The 17,537-nt window shown below is 64.0% G+C and carries 12 protein-coding genes and 1 pseudogene; 5 read left to right on the top strand and 8 right to left on the bottom strand.

Translation table 11 applies throughout. The features are described from left to right. Nucleotides 1–5 precede the first annotated feature (5 nt). The 4 genes and pseudogenes from ACZ6DT_RS39890 to ACZ6DT_RS39875 all read right to left on the bottom strand — a co-directional run bounded on the left by ACZ6DT_RS39890 (nucleotide 6) and on the right by ACZ6DT_RS39875 (nucleotide 1,763). Complete coding sequence (locus tag ACZ6DT_RS39890) at nucleotides 6–317, bottom strand: transposase (protein ID WP_465605182.1); 312 nt, start codon at nucleotides 315–317, stop codon at nucleotides 6–8. A 77-nt stretch (nucleotides 318–394) separates the two neighbouring features. Beyond that, a pseudogene (locus ACZ6DT_RS39885) lies at nucleotides 395–487 on the bottom strand (IS3 family transposase); the annotation flags it as partial. A 195-nt stretch (nucleotides 488–682) separates the two neighbouring features. Further along, nucleotides 683–973 (bottom strand): transposase, encoded by a 291-nt coding sequence (locus ACZ6DT_RS39880; RefSeq protein ID WP_465605180.1) that lies wholly within the window; start codon nucleotides 971–973, stop codon nucleotides 683–685. Nucleotides 974–1,340: 367 nt separating this feature from the next. Continuing rightward, complete coding sequence (locus ACZ6DT_RS39875) at nucleotides 1,341–1,763, bottom strand: nuclear transport factor 2 family protein (protein ID WP_465605178.1); 423 nt, start codon at nucleotides 1,761–1,763, stop codon at nucleotides 1,341–1,343. A 379-nt stretch (nucleotides 1,764–2,142) separates the two neighbouring features. Between ACZ6DT_RS39875 and ACZ6DT_RS39870 the strand changes: the two genes are divergently transcribed. Continuing rightward, nucleotides 2,143–2,442 carry a hypothetical protein gene (locus tag ACZ6DT_RS39870; RefSeq protein ID WP_465605175.1) on the top strand — a complete coding sequence of 100 codons (300 nt, stop codon included), beginning with the start codon at nucleotides 2,143–2,145 and terminating at the stop codon, nucleotides 2,440–2,442. 743 nt (nucleotides 2,443–3,185) lie between these two features. Here ACZ6DT_RS39870 and ACZ6DT_RS39865 read toward each other — a convergent pair. Both ACZ6DT_RS39865 and ACZ6DT_RS39860 read right to left on the bottom strand, forming a co-directional pair. Continuing rightward, nucleotides 3,186–4,907, bottom strand: coding sequence for a hypothetical protein (locus ACZ6DT_RS39865; protein WP_465605172.1), 1,722 nt, complete (start codon nucleotides 4,905–4,907; stop codon nucleotides 3,186–3,188). A gap of 114 nt (nucleotides 4,908–5,021) precedes the next feature. Continuing rightward, on the bottom strand, nucleotides 5,022–7,181 hold the full coding sequence (locus ACZ6DT_RS39860; RefSeq protein ID WP_465605169.1) for a hypothetical protein: 2,160 nt from the start codon (nucleotides 7,179–7,181) through the stop codon (nucleotides 5,022–5,024). A 328-nt stretch (nucleotides 7,182–7,509) separates the two neighbouring features. Between ACZ6DT_RS39860 and ACZ6DT_RS39855 the strand changes: the two genes are divergently transcribed. Continuing rightward, the gene (locus ACZ6DT_RS39855) at nucleotides 7,510–8,247 is read left to right on the top strand and encodes a hypothetical protein (RefSeq protein WP_465605167.1); all 738 of its coding nucleotides are present in this window, start codon (nucleotides 7,510–7,512) and stop codon (nucleotides 8,245–8,247) included. A gap of 392 nt (nucleotides 8,248–8,639) precedes the next feature. Here the strand turns inward: ACZ6DT_RS39855 and ACZ6DT_RS39850 are convergent, their stop codons facing one another. After that, nucleotides 8,640–9,416, bottom strand: coding sequence for a hypothetical protein (locus tag ACZ6DT_RS39850; protein WP_465605164.1), 777 nt, complete (start codon nucleotides 9,414–9,416; stop codon nucleotides 8,640–8,642). 751 nt (nucleotides 9,417–10,167) lie between these two features. On the opposite strand from ACZ6DT_RS39850, the gene ACZ6DT_RS39845 reads away from it, so the two are divergent. Genes ACZ6DT_RS39845 through ACZ6DT_RS39835 form a run of 3 tightly spaced genes read left to right on the top strand, consistent with a single transcriptional unit; the run spans nucleotide 10,168 to nucleotide 13,414 of the window. Continuing rightward, nucleotides 10,168–10,587 (top strand): hypothetical protein, encoded by a 420-nt coding sequence (locus ACZ6DT_RS39845; protein ID WP_465605161.1) that lies wholly within the window; start codon nucleotides 10,168–10,170, stop codon nucleotides 10,585–10,587. Continuing rightward, nucleotides 10,584–12,617: a hypothetical protein gene (locus ACZ6DT_RS39840; RefSeq protein ID WP_465605158.1), complete on the top strand. Its 2,034-nt coding sequence runs from the start codon at nucleotides 10,584–10,586 to the stop codon at nucleotides 12,615–12,617. The genes ACZ6DT_RS39845 and ACZ6DT_RS39840 overlap by 4 nt, the downstream gene beginning before the upstream one ends. Nucleotides 12,618–12,622: 5 nt before the next feature. After that, the gene (locus ACZ6DT_RS39835) at nucleotides 12,623–13,414 is read left to right on the top strand and encodes a hypothetical protein (RefSeq protein ID WP_465605156.1); all 792 of its coding nucleotides are present in this window, start codon (nucleotides 12,623–12,625) and stop codon (nucleotides 13,412–13,414) included. 307 nt (nucleotides 13,415–13,721) lie between these two features. Here the strand turns inward: ACZ6DT_RS39835 and ACZ6DT_RS39830 are convergent, their stop codons facing one another. After that, nucleotides 13,722–17,255 (bottom strand): DEAD/DEAH box helicase, encoded by a 3,534-nt coding sequence (locus ACZ6DT_RS39830; protein WP_465605153.1) that lies wholly within the window; start codon nucleotides 17,253–17,255, stop codon nucleotides 13,722–13,724. Nucleotides 17,256–17,537 lie beyond the last annotated feature (282 nt).

Here is a 17,537-nt window from a genome sequence, read left to right as displayed (position 1 = left end):
CCCCATCAAGACGCCTCGCCACCAGCAGGAACACTATGACCCGCACCCGAACGTCCTGAAACGTACGGCTTAACTAAGTGGCATTGGTATTGGGAGCCGTGATCGGAATGCAGGATGGTGGTGTTGTTCTCGGGCTGTCGGCGCAGGATTGCCATGCCGAGGGCGTCGGTGACCAGTTCTGTTCGCATGTGGTCAACGATGGACCAGCTGATGATGAGTCGGGAATAGGCGTCCATGACCGCCGCGCAATAGAGCTTCCCTTCGTCGGTGGGGTGCTCGGTGATGTCGGTGATCCACAGCCGGTCCGGGGCATCCACGGTGAACTGGCGGTTGACCAGGTCCGGGCTGGGATCCGCGTGCGGGTCGGGATTGTGGCGCGGGAGCGCCGGCGCCGGTAGAGGCCCTGGATCCCGGCCTCGCGCCTGAGCCGCTCGACCCGTTTCCGGTTGACCGGCTGCCCGAGCCCGAGTGTTAGTTCCGCGTGCACCCCCGGGAGCCATAGGTTCCGCGGGAATCGGCATGGATTTGTTCGATGTATTCAGCGGCAGAGCGTTCTCCTCCTCTCTCGTCGAGGCCGGTCGACCGCGCCATTCTTCATAGCCGGAGCGGGATACGTTCAACACCCGGCAGGCCACCGCGACGTCGATACCGTCCGCGACGAGTTCGTGGACCAGCGGGAACGTTACTTTGGGAGGATGTTCTCCCGCGCGAAGTACGCTGCCGCGCGTTTCAGGATCTCATTCTCCAGCTCCAGCTGCCGGTTCTTGCGGCGCAGCTCGGCGAGTTCTCTTTTCTCCGTGCTGGTCAGCCTCGTCGCCGAGCCGGTCTCGTCGGCGTCGGCCTGGGCCATCCAGTTCCGCAGGCAGGACTCGCTGATCCCGAGATCTTTCGCCAGCGCGGCGACCGGTTTGTCGCCCAGACGGGCAAGCTCGACGGCACGCTGATGAAACTCAGGCGGGTGTGGTGCAGGCACGAGAACATCCTCCCTGGTGACCGGTGGTCACCTCAGGTGAGGTGTCCGGACAACCGGGGGAAGCTCAGCGCCGGCAGAGTCCGACCGCTGGTCGCAACGCGACACGCTCGCAACAGGACATGGCCACTGCCGCGACAATCGGCGCCGGCACAGCGGGCAGGTCGAACGCATCGTGAGGTCCCCGCACACGCGGGGCTCGCGGCTGCACTGCTTCGGCGTCAAGACGACGGGGCTGGCCCGCTACGGCGACGCGATCCGCTCCAGCGACTCGATGAGTCTCTACCCAATCGGCAGTTGTTGGCGGATGTCGAGCATGGACAGTCGACGAGGTCGACTGCGGGTCGGCGCGTTTAGACATGATGCAAGGCTAGGACCTCTCGTCGAACACCATGTGGTGTCCGCGTGCGGTGTCCATGTACTCGCGGACCTGGTGAATCAGTCCACCCCGCAATTCGAAGATGAAGCAGTAATCGTTGACGTAAGCGTTCCCGTTCGCCAGGGTCGCGCTCATTGTCGCCTCCACGATCACACGCTCGCTCGCCGCGTAGAAGCCATGAAACGTGAAGCTGACGTCCCGTGTGAAAAGCCGGGAGAAGTCCTCGGTGATGAACTGAACGATCGCCTTTCTGCCGATCATATGGCTGGGAATGCCCAGCGCGACCGCGGTGGCGTTGCCCTCGGGGCCGAGCCACTCGGCATCGTCGGTAAAGAAAGCCGATATCCGGTCGGTGTCGCGCTTGGAGAAAGCCTGCCACGCATCTTGGACGATATCGCGGTTCGCTTGTGCCATACCGAAACCTTAGAAGGGTGCCGGTGGACAAGGCTGGCTGAAATCCGACCTGATCCTGGGCAACTGGGCACGTCACGGTCGTCGGCTTGCAGCCTATGGCGGCTACAGCCACGCCGACCTGTCCGCGTCCGGCATGACGCCGCAGGACCTCCTCGACGTCGCCGCCGGCCGCGGGGTCTCGAAGGATTCATGTAGCTAGGGTTCGTTGCTGACCGGTTGACCGAAGTTCGGTACCTGTGGGTGCGGGCCGAGCGGTCCGAATTGTTCGCCGAGGAGCGGAGACCCGCAGGCTGTTCGTGCCGCATGTCTTGCGGAGGTCGCTGCATTCGATGCCTCGACCGGCTCGATACTATCCCCGCGCAGCGGACGGCCGTCGCCGGTGATCTTCAGCAACCCGACCTTGGTATGCCAGGCCCACCGTCGTGACGTGCTCGCGCCGGGGCTGCCGCAGCCACGAGAGTCGACGCCCACCACACCACGTCACATCGACGCGGACGGACAGGTGTCTCTCGGCTGCGCGTCCAACCCGCTCGTGCCGGAGATCGTGACGTGCTCCCTGCCACCGTTGCCACCGGGACAGACCCGGCCGCTGTCCATCCCGCTCACGCTGATCCCCGACGCGCCACATGGTCAGGTTGGTGGCATAGCGCTGGTCGCCCAGTGGGCAACGCTGTACTGAGTCTGTCGATCGCGGTGAAGGTGGCTAGCGGTGCCCCTGAGGCGCAGTCCGTGCCGGTGACCAAGTTTCGGGCGGGCTCACTCGGGGTGCATGTTAGAGCCGACGTCGAACTGGGGGGATCTGGGAACCGTTACGCTGGCAGTGTCGATCTTGCTGAGCGACGGCGAAGATCATTTACAGAACCCACGTCGACAGCTCGGGCGCGTCTCGGGCTCGGATCAGACCACAATGGACCATAAGTAAGCGGAAGAATGCGTCCACATAACACAAAGCCCCACGTCGTCGACCTGAAAACGTGGGGCTTGGGTGTGCGCCATCAGGGACTCGAACCCCGAACCCGCTGGTTAAGAGTCGGAACCTTGGAGTGTCGGATGGTGTCGAGTGATGCCGGACAAGACCTTTTCGTGTGGTCGCGCGGCAGTCCCTGTGTCGAAGTGTGTTGCCTGATGTCGGACTGTTTCAGACCTCTCGGGCGCGTCTCGGGCTCGCAGTGCCGGGTCGTGCCGCCTGCTCTGATGCTCGTTACGAGGTGCTGGCAGAGTACATGGGGAAATGTTGAGGCAAGGCGTGGTCTTCTGCGGGCGCTGAGCGGTTCGGCTGTCCAGATGGAAATTCGGATGATGTCCTCAGGCGTGGATGCAGGTTTCACGTGCGGCGTGGAGCTTGGATGACCGAGCCGGTGACAGACCAGAGAGCGGCACCTGTCAAGATCTGGGCGCGGGTTGCCGGCCGGCAACTCGAAGTCATTCGAGGTTCCAGTCGATGGGTTCCACCATCCGGGAGATCGGCCGGCTGACGTCGTGGAAACGCAGACCGCGGGGTCCGCCCACCTCGGCGGCGGGCATATTGATGAGCCACTCCAGCACCTCGTCGTTGAGCTGGTCCGGTTCCGCAAGGTCCGACACGAGCTGCTCGTTGCCGAGCTCGTCATAGGGAGGTGGAAGTTGGATACCGCCAGCGACCGCGTCTTCCACGATCGCTCGGCACATCGCCCGCCAACGACCTTGTCCCCACCACTGCTGCGTATAGCCGGTCGAACCACCGATGGTCAGCAGGCGAAGAGTCGCTTCGCTGCCGAGGAGGTTCTCATCGAGCTGCCGCCACTTTGTGAGCTGCTCGTTCACTGTGTCCCGGACCTGCTGCCATCCGTCGCCGAATAGGTCACTGATCTTCCTGCCGTCGGGTGAGGCTAAGTCTGGATCGTTCAGTGACGACTCGATACCGCGCCAATCCACACCTTCGTAGGGGTCCACGTGCTCGCCGATGGCTTTGGTGACGGCGATGTTGACCCTGGTCATTGAGATGTCGTCCGGCAGATGCCACGCTTCCACAGCGGTGTCATTCCGCCAGCACCACGCGGCGATTCCCAAGACCACTGCATCCGGTACCAAGTCGGGCAGCACGTGCTGCCCGAACATGCCGACAACCGCTGTGAAGTAGGTGTTAAAATTGGGGTCGTCATCCAGCTTCTCAATCGCTGCCGGCATCGGCTGCTCACTGTGACGGGCGATCTGTTCGAAGACATACTCGGTCAGCTGGACGTCCATGAACTGACGCAGCGACACGTCGGCGTCCGGATCGATCTCGACCCGGGTGGCGTCGAGCAGACCGAGCTCACCGGCGCGCTCAGCGACGAGCTTGGCCTGCTCGTCGGCGTCGCCGTCGAGGCGGATCACCACGTCGTCATCCAGCATGCTGAATATCTGCGGCCAGCCGCCCGGGTACTCGTGTGGGCGTAGGCTGAGCCGCTGCTCGGCTGGGTGGAATTCAACATCGAACGCCATGCACGTCCGATGCATGGTGCCGTACAGCACAGGCCCGGTTTCCTCGTCGTATTCCGAGAAGAAGTCAGTCTCCTGCTCCGACCATCCCGCCCACACGAGACAGGAGAGGAGCAGTTCGAGGTGTGCGGCGTACTCGGTCCACTGCTCGTCGGTCGGTGCGTTCTCCTGCGGCCCTGGCCTGCTCATGCGCCCGACCAGCCACTCGGCCGCCTCTGCGTCGTCAACCGCGATCATGAGAGTCTGCTTGCGCGGTTCGCCGGAGTCGCCAGCGAATCCCCCGAACAGTGATACGCCCACGTCGTGTCCGTCGCAGATATCGCGAAGGCGTTGCTCTGCCGTGGCCAACGCCTTGTTGCCCTCTTCGATGCGGGTCGCGGCTCGCGCCCGTTCGGCCTCGACACGCTGTTTCTCCCGATAATGGCGGCCGAGCCACGCGTCGACCTGTTCACTGGTTCCCCACAGCTCGCGGCGATCGATCTTCCAAGGGCGGGCTTTGCCTTGGCTTTGGAGTCTGCGTAAGACGTGCGATACGCCAGCCGCGGCCAGCGATAGCCGACTCGCGATCTCCGCCGCGGCCAGTAACTCGCCGTCGGTTCCCTGCTGATCGAACAACCAGAGGATTTGCCCCGCCTCGGACCACAGCGGGTTCGCTTCGAACTCGTCACGCTCGACGGTCGTCATGTGAAGCAGACATGCCGGTGCGTACGCGTCCATCGCCGCCGATCGGCGGACTTTCGCCCCGCACGGCGTGCCCGCTTTGGTGGGACGCCCGCAGGTTGGCCGGTCAGCCATTTCCTACCTCGCACTCTTCTGGTGCTGAATCGCTTTGTCCCTCACCGCTCGTACTGTCTCCGACCAGCGCCAGTGGTCCGAGTCGTACTTATTCGGCAGGCGGGTCCACAGGTCGTCGAGCTTGCTGATCGAGTCCGTGAGGTATTCAGGGCTTCCTGGACGCCTTTCGAGCTGTTCGTTGATACTGAGCAGTTCGTGCGCGGATCTGTAGTAGGTGAGCTGGGCATGGTCCATACGGCGGACCGCATAGCCACCGCACTTGCTGCACCAATCCCGGTCACGGAGTCGGATGAGATCGGCGAAGGTGAAAAGCTGATGAGATTTGCCGACGAACGATCTGCTGCACGAGTGGGTGCAGTACGGCGAGTGGCCCTTACCGTAAGCCTCGTCGACGTTTGTCGTGTACAGCTGCAGCGAGGAAAGTATCGACAACGGAAGCCCCAGCCCAGTGCCTCGATACGAGGTCTTCTCGCCTTTTGCCAGGAACGGGGTCACGTCGAGCTGCATGGGTGAAAGGAGCGCGCCCCATACAGCGTGAGGCACAGGCAGGGCGTCATCGCTCTCCGGATCGCTCACTGTCCGGAGGTCCGGAGCCGCTCTCACCAGCGCTAGAAGACGAAGGTGCTGCTCGACTTGCCGTAGGTCACGTCGACGTTGACGTATGAGGTGCCGTTCTCCTGCCGGCATTCCCAGTGGATCGCCAACTTCTACTTCGTCGTCGACCGCGAACGGCATGAGCTCTTCGATCCATGGTTCGATCAGGCTTTCGGGTATATCCGCCGCACCTGCCAGAATCACACCCCTCCAGCCTGCGGCCGATCTGGACTCGATGACGTTGAGATGCAGAACCTCGACGCCGTTGATCACCGAGTAGACGAGATAGGGCTGGTGGCCGACAACGGTGGCACTGAGCGCTTTCGCGGCGCCAGTTCCTATCGGTCGGCGCTCAGAGACCGAAGAATCATCGAGTATTCCAGGGAGAAGACCAGTTTCTGCTGCCGGGACGTGCTCCTTGATCCATGTCGCGAGTGTTTCGGCAGGTTCCTGACCGGGTTCGTCAATTTCCACACAGCGCAGCCCGGAGGCATCACCGAGCAAACGACGAGCGATCAGGTCGGGCACGCACAGCAAAGCGGTGCGAGTGTTCCAGTCCAGCGCGACGCCGAACACGGCTACGACACCGACTTCCCACGGCGTCAGCAGCCCCACGAAGCCTGCATCTGCGCGACGGTGCTCCTGCTTGACAGCCGGAACGGCTGCGACGAGCCACCGCTGCGCGGTTGGCGCCACGCTCTGCTCGGTCCGAGCTGTGGTTATCCACTCTCGGATCAGATCCTCGAGTGCGCGCTCGGCCTCGTCCCGCCCTTTTCGTCTGGCTCCCATCGCCGAGTTGATGGCTTCATGTAGGGGGTATGTGTGATCTTCCAGCCGCTTCGAGCCGTCCGCCGCCGCTCGTCGCCATTCACGCCAGAGACTCTTCAAAACCCGTTCGGCATCACCGAGCACATTGAACTCGTCGCGGTCCATGGGCAGGTCCGGGGTGGGTAGGAGGGCCACCGCGGCGGCGTCTACCAGGTTCGCGGCAGGGATGACGCTCGACACCAGCTGTCTCAGCGTTTCGGTGTAGTCGGCATTGACCCGCAGTTGTGGTCGGGCCCATTCCGCGAGCCACGGATAGTGGTTGATCGTTTCATGTGCGGCGGACAGGCTTTCCGCCGAGTCGCGCCAGGAAGGCAGCAGCAGTTCGTCACGCAGTTTCCGTGCTTGCTCGTACTCGTCCCACAGATCTTCATCATCTGGCCAATCCCCGGCGGCTAGCAGCTCCGCCGCTCTGGCGACATTAGTTCCCTCTAGGTCGTCGTCGAAATAGCCCGGTGTGCAACGTTCTAACTCGTAGAGAAGCCCCATGCCAGAGAGCGCACCGAGGAACACGCCGACAGCCGTGGTGGGTCTGGCCCACGGACCCCATTCCGCACAAGAACCGCACATTCGCCGCACGGTTGCGGCTTCGAGCGGCATCGTCACGGCAACGACGTTTGAACCCTTGAGCGGCGAGCAAGTTCGGCTCGCATGAAGGCGGGCGTTTCTGCCGCCCGTTGTGTAGCCACGGATCGGACTGCCCTCGAACGGGCCGAACGGAATGTCGTCTCTCAGTGCGGACAACGTGACCTACCTCCCCAGCCGGGTCAACAGGCACACACGGTACCGGCTCGTCCATCCAACCACTTGCGCCCTCCTGAGGCCCCTGCCTGGTTCCTGGCACATCAAGGAGGTCCGGACTCGCGCGAGCGGGGTCATAAACCGTCAGGACGACGATTCTGCCAGCTAAGGCAAGAACAAGCAGGGCTCGGACGAGCTAGAACGCACCGTCGCAGGCTCGTGCCCTCGGCAGGACTACCAAAGGATGGGAACGGGGCTGACCAGGGACTTTTCGGCGGCAAGTTGGTGGTCGAGGCGAGCTTCGAGCTTCCGTGCTTGGGCAGGAGCCGTCATGAGTGCCAACTCGCAGGCGGTTGCTCGGTTTGTCACGGTCACGATGGGGCTGGTCATCGGGCTGACCTTTCTCTTCGGGTTTGGGAACGTGTTGAACCTGGCGTTGAAGCTGCAGGTGCCGGTGTTCGTGGCGCCGCTGGTGGCGCCGGCTGTTGATTTGACGGTGCTGGGTTTGCTCGTCGGTACGCGGCACCTGGCGCTGTCCGGGGCTAGTGATGAGGTGCTGCGGCCTGCGTGGCAACTGCTGCTGGCAGCGAGCGTGGTGACGCTTCTGCTGAACGTCGCCGACCCGGTATTCTCAGGTCAGCGGGGTAAGGCCGAGTTCGACTCGGTTGGCCCGCTCCTACTGATCGGATGGGCTGAGGCGGGCCCTGGCCTGCTCCGCGCGTTGAGCGCTGCTAGCGCCAATTCCGCAGAGCACTTGTCCAGCCCATCGGGCGCAGAGCCGACGTGCGGTGGCGCCGACGAGGAAGTGTCTGGGTACACGCCCTTTCGGCGTGATCAGCAGGCCGGAACGTCACGCAGCCAGGACGCTGACCTCGACGAGAACCTCGTGGAGCGAGCCCGTCTCGCGGACGCCGAACACTGGCGACATTACCGACGACCGATCTCCGCAGAGACGCTCCGAAAGCAGCTTCAGGTCGGAGCGAAGATGTCGCGGGCACTCGTATCGGTTGTTCGCCTCGAGAACGTTCAGGCAAACGCTCACTTTAGTACTCCCGCGGCAGGCAAATGAGCACCACGGTACTTGAACTCGCTGATAAGAGCTCGCGCCGGATGAGACAGGTGGTGTCGAGTGATGTCGGCCAACGTCTTCTCGCCTGGTCGTGAGGTGTCTGCGGTGCCGTGCGCCGTCTGGTGTCGGCCTGCTCGATCACGTAGGGGATTGAGACGACACGGCCAGTTGAGCGGCAATCTCAGGCGTTCCTTGGCCTCCGGGACGCGTCCGCTAGATGAGAACCTCGACAGGTGCGATGCTCATTGGAGATCAAACCGCACCGTCGGGAGCCGTGAACGCATCGCCCAACGCGACGGGGCCGACACGACACCGTCTTCCTCGAACGCCGCAGCCCCGTCAACTAGCTTCGCTTACCCTCGGCTGGCAGGCTCCACCCCGGCTTGTTCGGGTTAACGGCTGCGGGCGCGAAGGTCGAACAGTCTGACGGCGGCGTCGACAGTCTGATCGGCAGGTATCGCCAGCGCTAGGACGTGCCGGTAGCTGTTCTCGGACGCGACGATGACCCTGTCCGAGCCGCCGGGAACTGGAGTCTGGACGTTGTCCGCGAATCCCAATGCCGACCAGGAGCGGCCGTGCGCGAATCCTGAACCCAGGCGCCAGGCCAGCAGCACGTCCTTCTTCCCAGGCCCAAGATGAGCCTTGGCGGCTTCGACGGCCTCCGTGCTGCTGAACCCGTTCTTGATCGCTTGAGGATCCAGGCCGCGAGATCTCGCTGCCGCATTCAGCTTGTCGATGCGCTGTTCCAGCGGGGTCGGGACGGGGTATCCGGCACCGATCGCGGCTTTGTCGCCGTCCTTAATGTCCTTGCCCGCCCAGCACAGTGCGCGGCGGATACGTTCGTCGCGTGACGGCGGTTCGGCAAGCCAGATCGCCGCGGACGCGCACTCCAGCGCTCCCCGCGCCACCGACGCGGGCGCGTGGAGGTGTAGGTAGCCCGAGTGCAGGACCAGGGCGTACAGCGCGTGCAGGTGATCGATGGCCGCGCCCAGGGACGTCCTCATCGGATGCGAGACCAGGAACGGCTCGCTGCCGCGGTCGTCGCCGGCCATCGCGCTCCCCGCGCCGACCCCGAACCCGGCGGACGACCCGCGCCGATCAGCCCAGATCGCCGCCCGCTCGGCCAGCCTCCCCAACTGGGCCTTCGCCTGACTCTCTTGTTGGTTCATCACCACTACATCGATAACATCGACCGACGTGCTACTGCTCGGAAGGATGAGCCTGCGCGACGCGGAGGTTTCGGGCTTCTCCCACACCGGAATTGCACAGCGGTTCGGGAGAGTCACTGCGTGGTTCTGATGACGGGAATGCCGATGCTCACTGCTCCCGTGCGTGCGGAGTCCGCGGTCTGCCGGTCGAGCGCGGCTAGCTTTGCGTGGGCCGCCTTGAGGCTGACGGTGAGGCCGTCGATCTCTCCTCGCCATCCGTTGAGTTCGGCTTCGCGGATCCGGGGTCTCTGGGGTTGTTCGCGATCTCGACCAGCCGGGCTCGTTGGCGGGGATCGACGCGCAGGACCGGGTATCGGGGCGTGCTCGTGCTGGCAGGCGGAGCCGCAGGGGCGGCCACAGGTGCCGAGTTCCAGTTTGCGTGGGTGGAAGTGTCGGTCATGGCGCGGTGGGCGGTGTCAACGAGTATCTGCAGGTGGGGCATTCGGTCGCGGATGCGTGGCGCCGAAGCAACCGACCGATGTCGCTGCACCACTGATCGTACGCTACCTCGATCAGACTAGTGAGGACCCCTTGTGGGTTAAAGATCAGGGTTGGCCGATGCGTCCCGCGATATTCGCCGCTGGGTTATTGCTCCACTTCGGCGGTCCTACGCGAAAGCCGCCCGGCGCCCTGTCCCTGCCACTATCGTCCTCGACGGCACCAGGACTGTTTCGGTGTCATGCGCTCGTTTCGTTCATGAGGGGGTTGAATCTTGACGTTGCCGGTTGAACTAATTGCTGCGGCGAGCGGGGCGATAGCCGGAAGTATGGGGACCGACTTATACCAGTACGCGCGCAGTCGGTGCGCAGAGCTGTTTCGGCGCCGCACTGCCGAGCCGGCTGATGAGGAGGCAGCCCTGGCGCAATTGGACACGCTTGAGGAAGCTGTCCTTGCGACCCCTCCCGAAAACCGGGAGGTCATCGCGCAGAGTATCCAGGCTCCGGTGGCGAAGCTGCTGGAACAGTGGACCGACCCCGACGATGACGACACACTCCAGGAGCTTGTTGACGCGATTCGGCAACAAGCTGGTGCGGGAAGTCAGACCGTGATCTACAGGCAAAACGTGTCCGGTAATTTTGTGTTGGGCAGCCAGTACAACTCCCAGGGCGGCGCCGCGGGGAAAACCCAGTGAGCCAGGAAATCAAAGACAACACCGTCTTCGGCGATCAGTACAACGCCCAGGGCGACGTCAATGTCACGAGCTACCTGAGCGGGCTGCGCCTTCTGCGGCCGTACCCGGTGGATCCGGATGTGGAAATACCGGCGTCGCAGTTCGTGGTTCCTAGCCGGTTCGACAAGGCGGTCGATGCCGTTCACCCTACGTTCGGTTCTGATCCGGCCGCGCACGTGGTCGTGCTGCTCGCGTCCGACTTTGCCGGACTGCGGGCGGCCGGCCTTCGGGTGCTGGCATCACTACCCTCGGTGAGAGGGCGGGTGTTCGAACTACAACCTGGCTGGGACGAGCCTGATGTAACGTGCCTTCCCACCGAACGCGGTGCCGGTTACCTACTCAATCTGCGCGGTACAGCCGACCCGTTGCCCGATACGTTTCACACCGGCCTCGCTACCTATGCCAAGTCGGCGCGCGGTGCTCATCGGTTTCTGGTCATCACCGCGTCTACCACGGTGTGGACACGGTCGGCAAGCATGGGGGTGTCCTCGGGGATCGCGGTTGTTCCGCTCGAACGGCCCTCCACCGTGAACATCGCGAAGGAGATCCTGAAGAGCCAGGAGATAACGCGCGAACGTGCAACCTGGCTTGACGACACGAGTAGCGTTTTTCACGACGAGTTACGCCCTGCCGCGCCTCCGTCCGACGGTGAGCGGTTCGCCGCCGTCGTCGCCAAGGCCAAGGATCCCCACGACGCCTCCGTTCTCGATGAGTATCGCGACTGGCCCGACCTCCTGGCAAAGTGGTTCGGCGGGACCGCAGCCGACGAACCGCCGAAACGGGCGATCCGCATCGCTGCGGCTTTCCTTGAGGACGCGGCGGCCTCCGTGGTACTCGACGCCGCCGAGGCACTCCTTGCAGTACCCGCAGTGGCCTGGCCTCGAGAGAAAGGTGGACTGCTCGCGGGCGCCGACGCCGCCACGAGACTCGACCAGGCGGACGTCGACTTCGACCACGTGGAGGGAACCGCGTCTCTTGAGAAACACCGCCGTGGCCTGAGCGCGGCCTTGCTGCGCTATCTCTGGCGATTTCGGTCGCAACTGGTCCCAGTCATCCAGACATGGCTGCATGACATCACCGCACCGGGCGGGCCGGCTGCCGAGTATCGACAGAAGGTCATCGGCGCGCTCACTGGCCTCGCCGCATCCGCAGGCGTCAACGCCGTGCTGGGCCTCGTTGAGTCATGGGTCAAAACCGGCAAGAAGGACGATCTCAGGCTCGCATCCGGCCTGCTCAGTGAGCTAGCCGCACACCCCACGCTCGGTGCATCCACACGAAAGCAACTGACCAACTGGGCCAAAGGAACGACCACACCAGCGCGACAGCAGGCCGTCACCCAAGCCGCTCGCGGCAGCTTCGGCGATCTCTATCCCAGTGAGGCTCTCACCCGCCTCGGCTACGTGCTCGCCAGAGCCCAGGAGCCGGCTGTCCACGCCGAGGTCACAGAAACGCTGCGATCGCTGCTCGCCCGGCCGACGATCGCGATCACCGTCGTCGACCGGATTGTCACCTGGGTCCAGGCCGACGACGCCACGGGGCAGGTGGGAGCACGCGTATTCCTCGAACTATTCGGACTGGCCGACGACGATGGTCGCGATCGCGACCTCGCACTGCTGCGTGGCTGGCTATCCCGGACTGACACCGAGGCCAAGGCCATCCAGGTACGCCTCACCGACGGGTGGCGTCACCTGCTCTCCACACCGGAGGTCGACAATGCAGTAGAGGCACTTACCTGGTGGCGCCAGACAGCCGAGAATCGGGACCTGCCAGCAGATCCAGTGATCGGCATCATCGCCGCCCTGGCCGACAGCGGTGGGAGTATCCGAGACAACCCGATCCGATCCGTCATCGCGCCGGCAGGCCCTCTGCACAAGCATCTGTTCGACGCCTTCATAGAACAAGTTCATATTGCTTATGAAAAGCCCGATCGGCGCGACAGTGAGCTGTCTTCATTATCTGATTCCCGTGACGAAAGCTCACCTGTGCAGTAGTTCGTATGACGAATGAAGGGCGATACGAGCCGATCAGGGGAAAATCGCGTCCGTTTTGGCGCCGCCGGTATTCGAACTCGTTCGAAACTCGGCTCGAGAGCGCTCGGCGAGGACTGTATTTTGTCGCGCAGTTCCGCTACGCGTTTCAGTCTGCATCCGAGGCTGACCCGCCCGTGCGGCATCCTGACGCGGTCGCGCGCTCCCTGCTGCGCGAGACTGTCGAGCCAACTGTCCAGAAATACGACGTGGCGGACCTCGCCGCAGCGGAGGCCGCGGCCAACAGTGAGCTATCTATGCCTCTCGGGGAAGGCTGTCGCATCCGAGTCGAAGGTGAAATTTCGCTTACTGTTCCACAGGAAACGAATAAACTTTCCAATGATCTCGCTGTGCTGGAAGCCCGGCTGCGTCTGGAACAGCACCATGACACGATAAGACTCTCGCTCTTGCGTGAGCGCCTCGCTGACCCGGCGCTCGGTCTTGTTTGGTGGATAGACCGTTACGCTGACCTCCAATTCGCCACCGGCGACCCCGAAGTCAAGGTTAAATCTATAGTAGGGGCTTACAAGACAATTCGAGAATATCTAAGTGAGACCGAACTTCAAGTAGAAACCGGCGACCGTGCATACGTGCGACGACGGATCGACGAAATCTTTGACACCCTTGGAGATTCAGACGCACTCGCGATGACGCTTGAGATCGCCAATCGAATAATTAGGTCAATCGGTCACGAAACTTTCCCCGTCACACCGCCCGCACCGGAGCACGCCAGCGACCACGGCCTCAACGACCCTACCTGAGACACTCTGGTCAAAGCGAGTTTAACGCGGATCGTCCGAGATGAGCTTTCACTAGACGGTCGGTGTATCGGGATATTGCAGATGGTCGACCCAGATTATGTAGCGCTTGGTCTTCGTAGACCCGAGCACGGGCGACGTTATCAACGGCCGTTTTCTGCGGAGACGCTTGGGAAGTTGCCGCAGGTCGGCGCGAGGACATCGCTCGGCTGCCACATTGCGGCTTCGACCTGGCAATCAGCTGCGTCTGCCGACCCCGCTCCACATCCGAACGACAACCTCAGCCCACAGGTGATGGTGCGGTCTGACGCTACTTCCGGTCGGCGGGGATGGTGGCGGCGAGGATGTTGAAGTAGCGGAGGTGTTTCCAGTTGTCGTGGTTGCCGATGATGTAGAGGCGGCGTTTGGCGCGGGAGGCGGCGACGTTGAGGAGGTTGGGTTTTTCGGCCGCCCAGGCGCGTGCGCCGGTCCCGTTGGGCTTACTGCCTAAAACGAGGATTACGACGTTGGCTTCCTGTCCTTGCACGGTGTGGATGGTGCCGACGTTCTTGTCGGCGAAGACCCGGATGTGGTCGTTGCGGCCGAAGCGCTCGGTGAGGATGTCTTTGCTGCCGCGGACGACGTGGAGGAACGGGCTGATCACGCGGATCTCGTGTGGTTTGACGCCGTCCCTGGCCAGGTCGGTGAGCAGCTGGAGCAGCGCCTCGCCTTCTGCGGGGACCCAGTTGCCTTGTGACTGCCCGGATCGGACGTCGATCCAGGTGTTCTGTCCTGGGTAGTCACCGTCGTGGTTGGTGCCGTAGATCATCAGGTCTCCGCCGTAGGCGATGGTGTTGGAGATCTCGAACATCGGGCGGTCGCAGCGGCGGTGGACCCGCAAGGGAGCGCCGACCCATACGGTGCCGCCGTCGGGCTCGGGAAGGGCGGTGCCGTGCCGGGCATGCCGGTCAGCGACGCGTTGGGCCGAGGTGTTTTCCGGGGTCCACTGTTCATGCACGTCGTGGTAGCGGCGCAACGCGTGTTGAGCGGGCAGAGGAAGCGTGACGATCGGCTCGAGTTGCTGCGGATCGCCGACGATCACGGCGCGGCGGCATCGCCAGAGACCACCGACGGCCTGCTGGGGTGTTGCCTGGCCGGCTTCGTCAATGAACAACCAGCCGAAACTTTCGCTGCCCAGCCCGGAGAACAGTCGCGGCAGCGAGGCGAAAGTCGTGGAGATCATCGGCACGACCAGGAATAAGGCCTGCCACGCGGCCAGCAGCGTCTCCGGCTTGAGCTGGCTCTTGAGCGTGCCGCCGATGACAGCGGCGATGACGGCCAGGTTGCCGCGGGCATGCGGCTCCGCGGTCAACAGGAAGGTCTTGTGCAACCGTAGCGCGGCCAGGAACAGCTGATTACGTGCCGTCGTGAATCCCGGGTCGGCCCACGGCGCGCACAGCTGAAATCGTGCCTCGTCGGCGAGCTCGTCACCAAAAGGCACCATGGTGGGCCACTCGGCTCGGGCGGTGTCGATGCGAGCCTGCACCGCGGCCAGCGCGTAGGTGGCATCGCTCAGGGCATTCTCGTTCCGCCGATTCTGTAGCACGGCTTCGTGCAAGGCGGACTTGCATCTGGGGACGACTTCAGCCCACTGAGCGAGGGTGGTTTTGGCGTTGTCCCGTGCCTTCCGCAACTTGCCATGCTGGGTGTCCCATTCCTTGCCGGCCCGGAAGCCGGTGGACAGTGAGACCCAGCATCCCGGCCTGTGGTTTGGCCAGTCCTCGTACTCCTCGTTGGCTTTCCGGTAGGCGCGGTCGGATTCGTGGCACTGCTGGGTGGCATGGCGCAGATCGTTGTTGAGCTGCTCGCAGGCGGCCTGTGACTGCCGCAGTCTGCCCTCGGCTTCACGGACCGCATTCCGGCGGGAAGTGAACTCTGTAATGGCTTCGGCGGCGATCTGACGGGTGGCGGCGAGTCGCTGGACCTCCGCTTGTGCGTCGGTGAACGCGGTGACCGCCGTGTCCCAATCCTCGACGATGTCCGGGTCCGCGCGTACCTGTTTCATCAGGTTCATCAGGCCGACGTTGCTGGATTCGTCGTCCTGTTCGGCCGAGGCGGTCTCGCCGGCCGGTGCTTGGTCGGCGTTCGTATCCGGGCTTTCGGGCTCGTCCGAGGTCTGGCGGGCGCCGTCGCCCCACCAGAATCGGCCTGCGAAGTTGTTGCGGTTCTTCATGTTGCCCAGCGCCGCGGCGACCATTCCCCAGGCCGGGCTGCCCAGCACATGCGAGGCGAGGTCGGTGAAGTAGTCGACGGCCAAGGCCTCGTCTTCGGCCCCGCGTACCGCGTCCATGGCCGGGATCTCCGCCGTCACATTCGCTGCCGCGTCGTTGCTGGCGGTGGCGACCACCACCTCGAACCCGGTCAGCTCCGGCCGCAGTCCCCGCACAGCGGGGCTGTAACGCGGGCCGAGCGCCACCTTCTCGATCACGTCCGTGAAGGCGTCTTTGGGGTTCTGCAGCGCGGCCAGGAGGGTAGCGCGCTCGACGACGATGGCGGCCAGGACGTCACGCAGCATGGTGGTCTTGCCGGTGCCGGGCGGGCCGTTGACCGCGAACAAACCTGTGTTGTCGCCGAGTTCGGACATGATCTGGTTCACGGCGAACTGCTGGCTGATCACCAGCGGCCGCGACACCGCGGTCGGCCAGCGTCCACCCGGGATGTAGTGCGGCTGGACACCGTGGATCAGCGGGTCGCGCCCGGCGCGCACATCGACCCGGTCCGCAGCCGGGAGGTCGGCGAGGTAGCTGGTCAACCCGGCGCCGACATTCCCGGAGTGCACGGCGTCCTCGATCTCGGCCAGGTCGGCGGCGATGTAGCTGTTCAGGAAGTTCTGCCCACCAGCCTGATCCGCCTTGGTCTCCGGGACCTGAGTGCAGGCCACCCGGACCCCGTGGGCGTCCAGCACGTCCGCGACTCCCAGCGCAGCGGCCAGCTCCGAGACGAACGCATGCAGCGCGGCCGCGGTCATCCGCAGCCGCGGAACCGTCATACCTGCCTCGCTGTCGCCTGCGGGCCGGTCCGCGGCGTCACCCTCGTTCTTGGGCGAGGACTCGGAGTCGCGCGGGGTCAGCAGCTTTTCCGCGAAAGTGCCCGCGACCGCTCCGGCGATCCCACCGACAACCGGACCCGCGACCGCGCCGACTCCAGCGCCCACCGCCGTCGTCACCGCGGCACCCGTGGCTTTCGCACCGGCCGCGACCGCCTCCTTGGCGGCGCCTTTCGCCTGCTCGGTGATCACCTTTCCCGCAGTGGTCAAAGCGGACTTGACCACGCCGTTCCCCGTCGACCTTGGCTCGCGCTTGGGAGGTACCAGCTTGTTCAAGGCGGCCACGAACTCGCGCTCGTGGTGCGCGAACCCGTCCAGCCATGTGTGGTCGTCCGGTCCAGGTGAGGCCAGCCTGCTGATTGCCCACGCGCACGCGGACAACGTGGCCGAGTTCTCCACCAGGCATCCCTCCGCGTCGAGGGTGAATGCGAACAGTGCGGTCTCACCGTTGTTCCCACGGGCATCGGCCGGCACGTTGTCCTCACCGAACGCGGTGGTCAACGCGGCCCGCGCCGCAGCCACGTCGTACAAGCCGCCATAGACCGTGAACTGCCACGTCTTACCCTCGCGCGGCCGACGCCGCGCGATCGGATGAGCAGCCTGCCACGGCGCCGGTTCATCGAGGGCGACATCCACGACCACCTGCGTCGAATCCTGCCGCTGCCCGGCTGGAGTGAGTTTCGGGACCCCCGGCGGACTGAACATCTCGATGGTGCGCCAGAACCGCACTACCCGCTCCGACTGCGCATGATCCCGCACCAGAATGGCTCCCCTCCACTCACGATGATCACGCACCCTACGGCAAGATCCACAGCAGAGTTGAGTTTGGTCATTCACCATGCCGCGATCTGTGCCGCCGCTGTCACGATCGCCCCGCCCGGTTCGTATCGCCAGCACACACCCTGACATGGCCGACAACGCCATCACCTACGCAAGCGGGCATCCAGGGGACTGTTCCAGGATCGGTGTTTCCGGCCCGACACGCCGGGCTGAGGTCCGGCGGGATGGGCACTGTGAGTGATGACATCGGACCTTGTGAGT

The organism is Amycolatopsis sp. NPDC041971, from assembly GCF_055588925.1.
This window is presented reverse-complemented; position numbering and strand designations above follow the sequence as displayed.

Coding starts and splice junctions, on each gene's coding strand:
- ACZ6DT_RS39875 (WP_465605178.1), bottom strand. CDS start 1,763: ATGGCACAAGCGAACCGCGATATCGTCCAAGATGCGTGGCAGGCTTTC.
- ACZ6DT_RS39865 (WP_465605172.1), bottom strand. CDS start 4,907: ATGACGACCGTCGAGCGTGACGAGTTCGAAGCGAACCCGCTGTGGTCC.
- ACZ6DT_RS39855 (WP_465605167.1), top strand. CDS start 7,510: ATGAGTGCCAACTCGCAGGCGGTTGCTCGGTTTGTCACGGTCACGATG.
- ACZ6DT_RS39850 (WP_465605164.1), bottom strand. CDS start 9,416: ATGAACCAACAAGAGAGTCAGGCGAAGGCCCAGTTGGGGAGGCTGGCC.
- ACZ6DT_RS39835 (WP_465605156.1), top strand. CDS start 12,623: ATGACGAATGAAGGGCGATACGAGCCGATCAGGGGAAAATCGCGTCCG.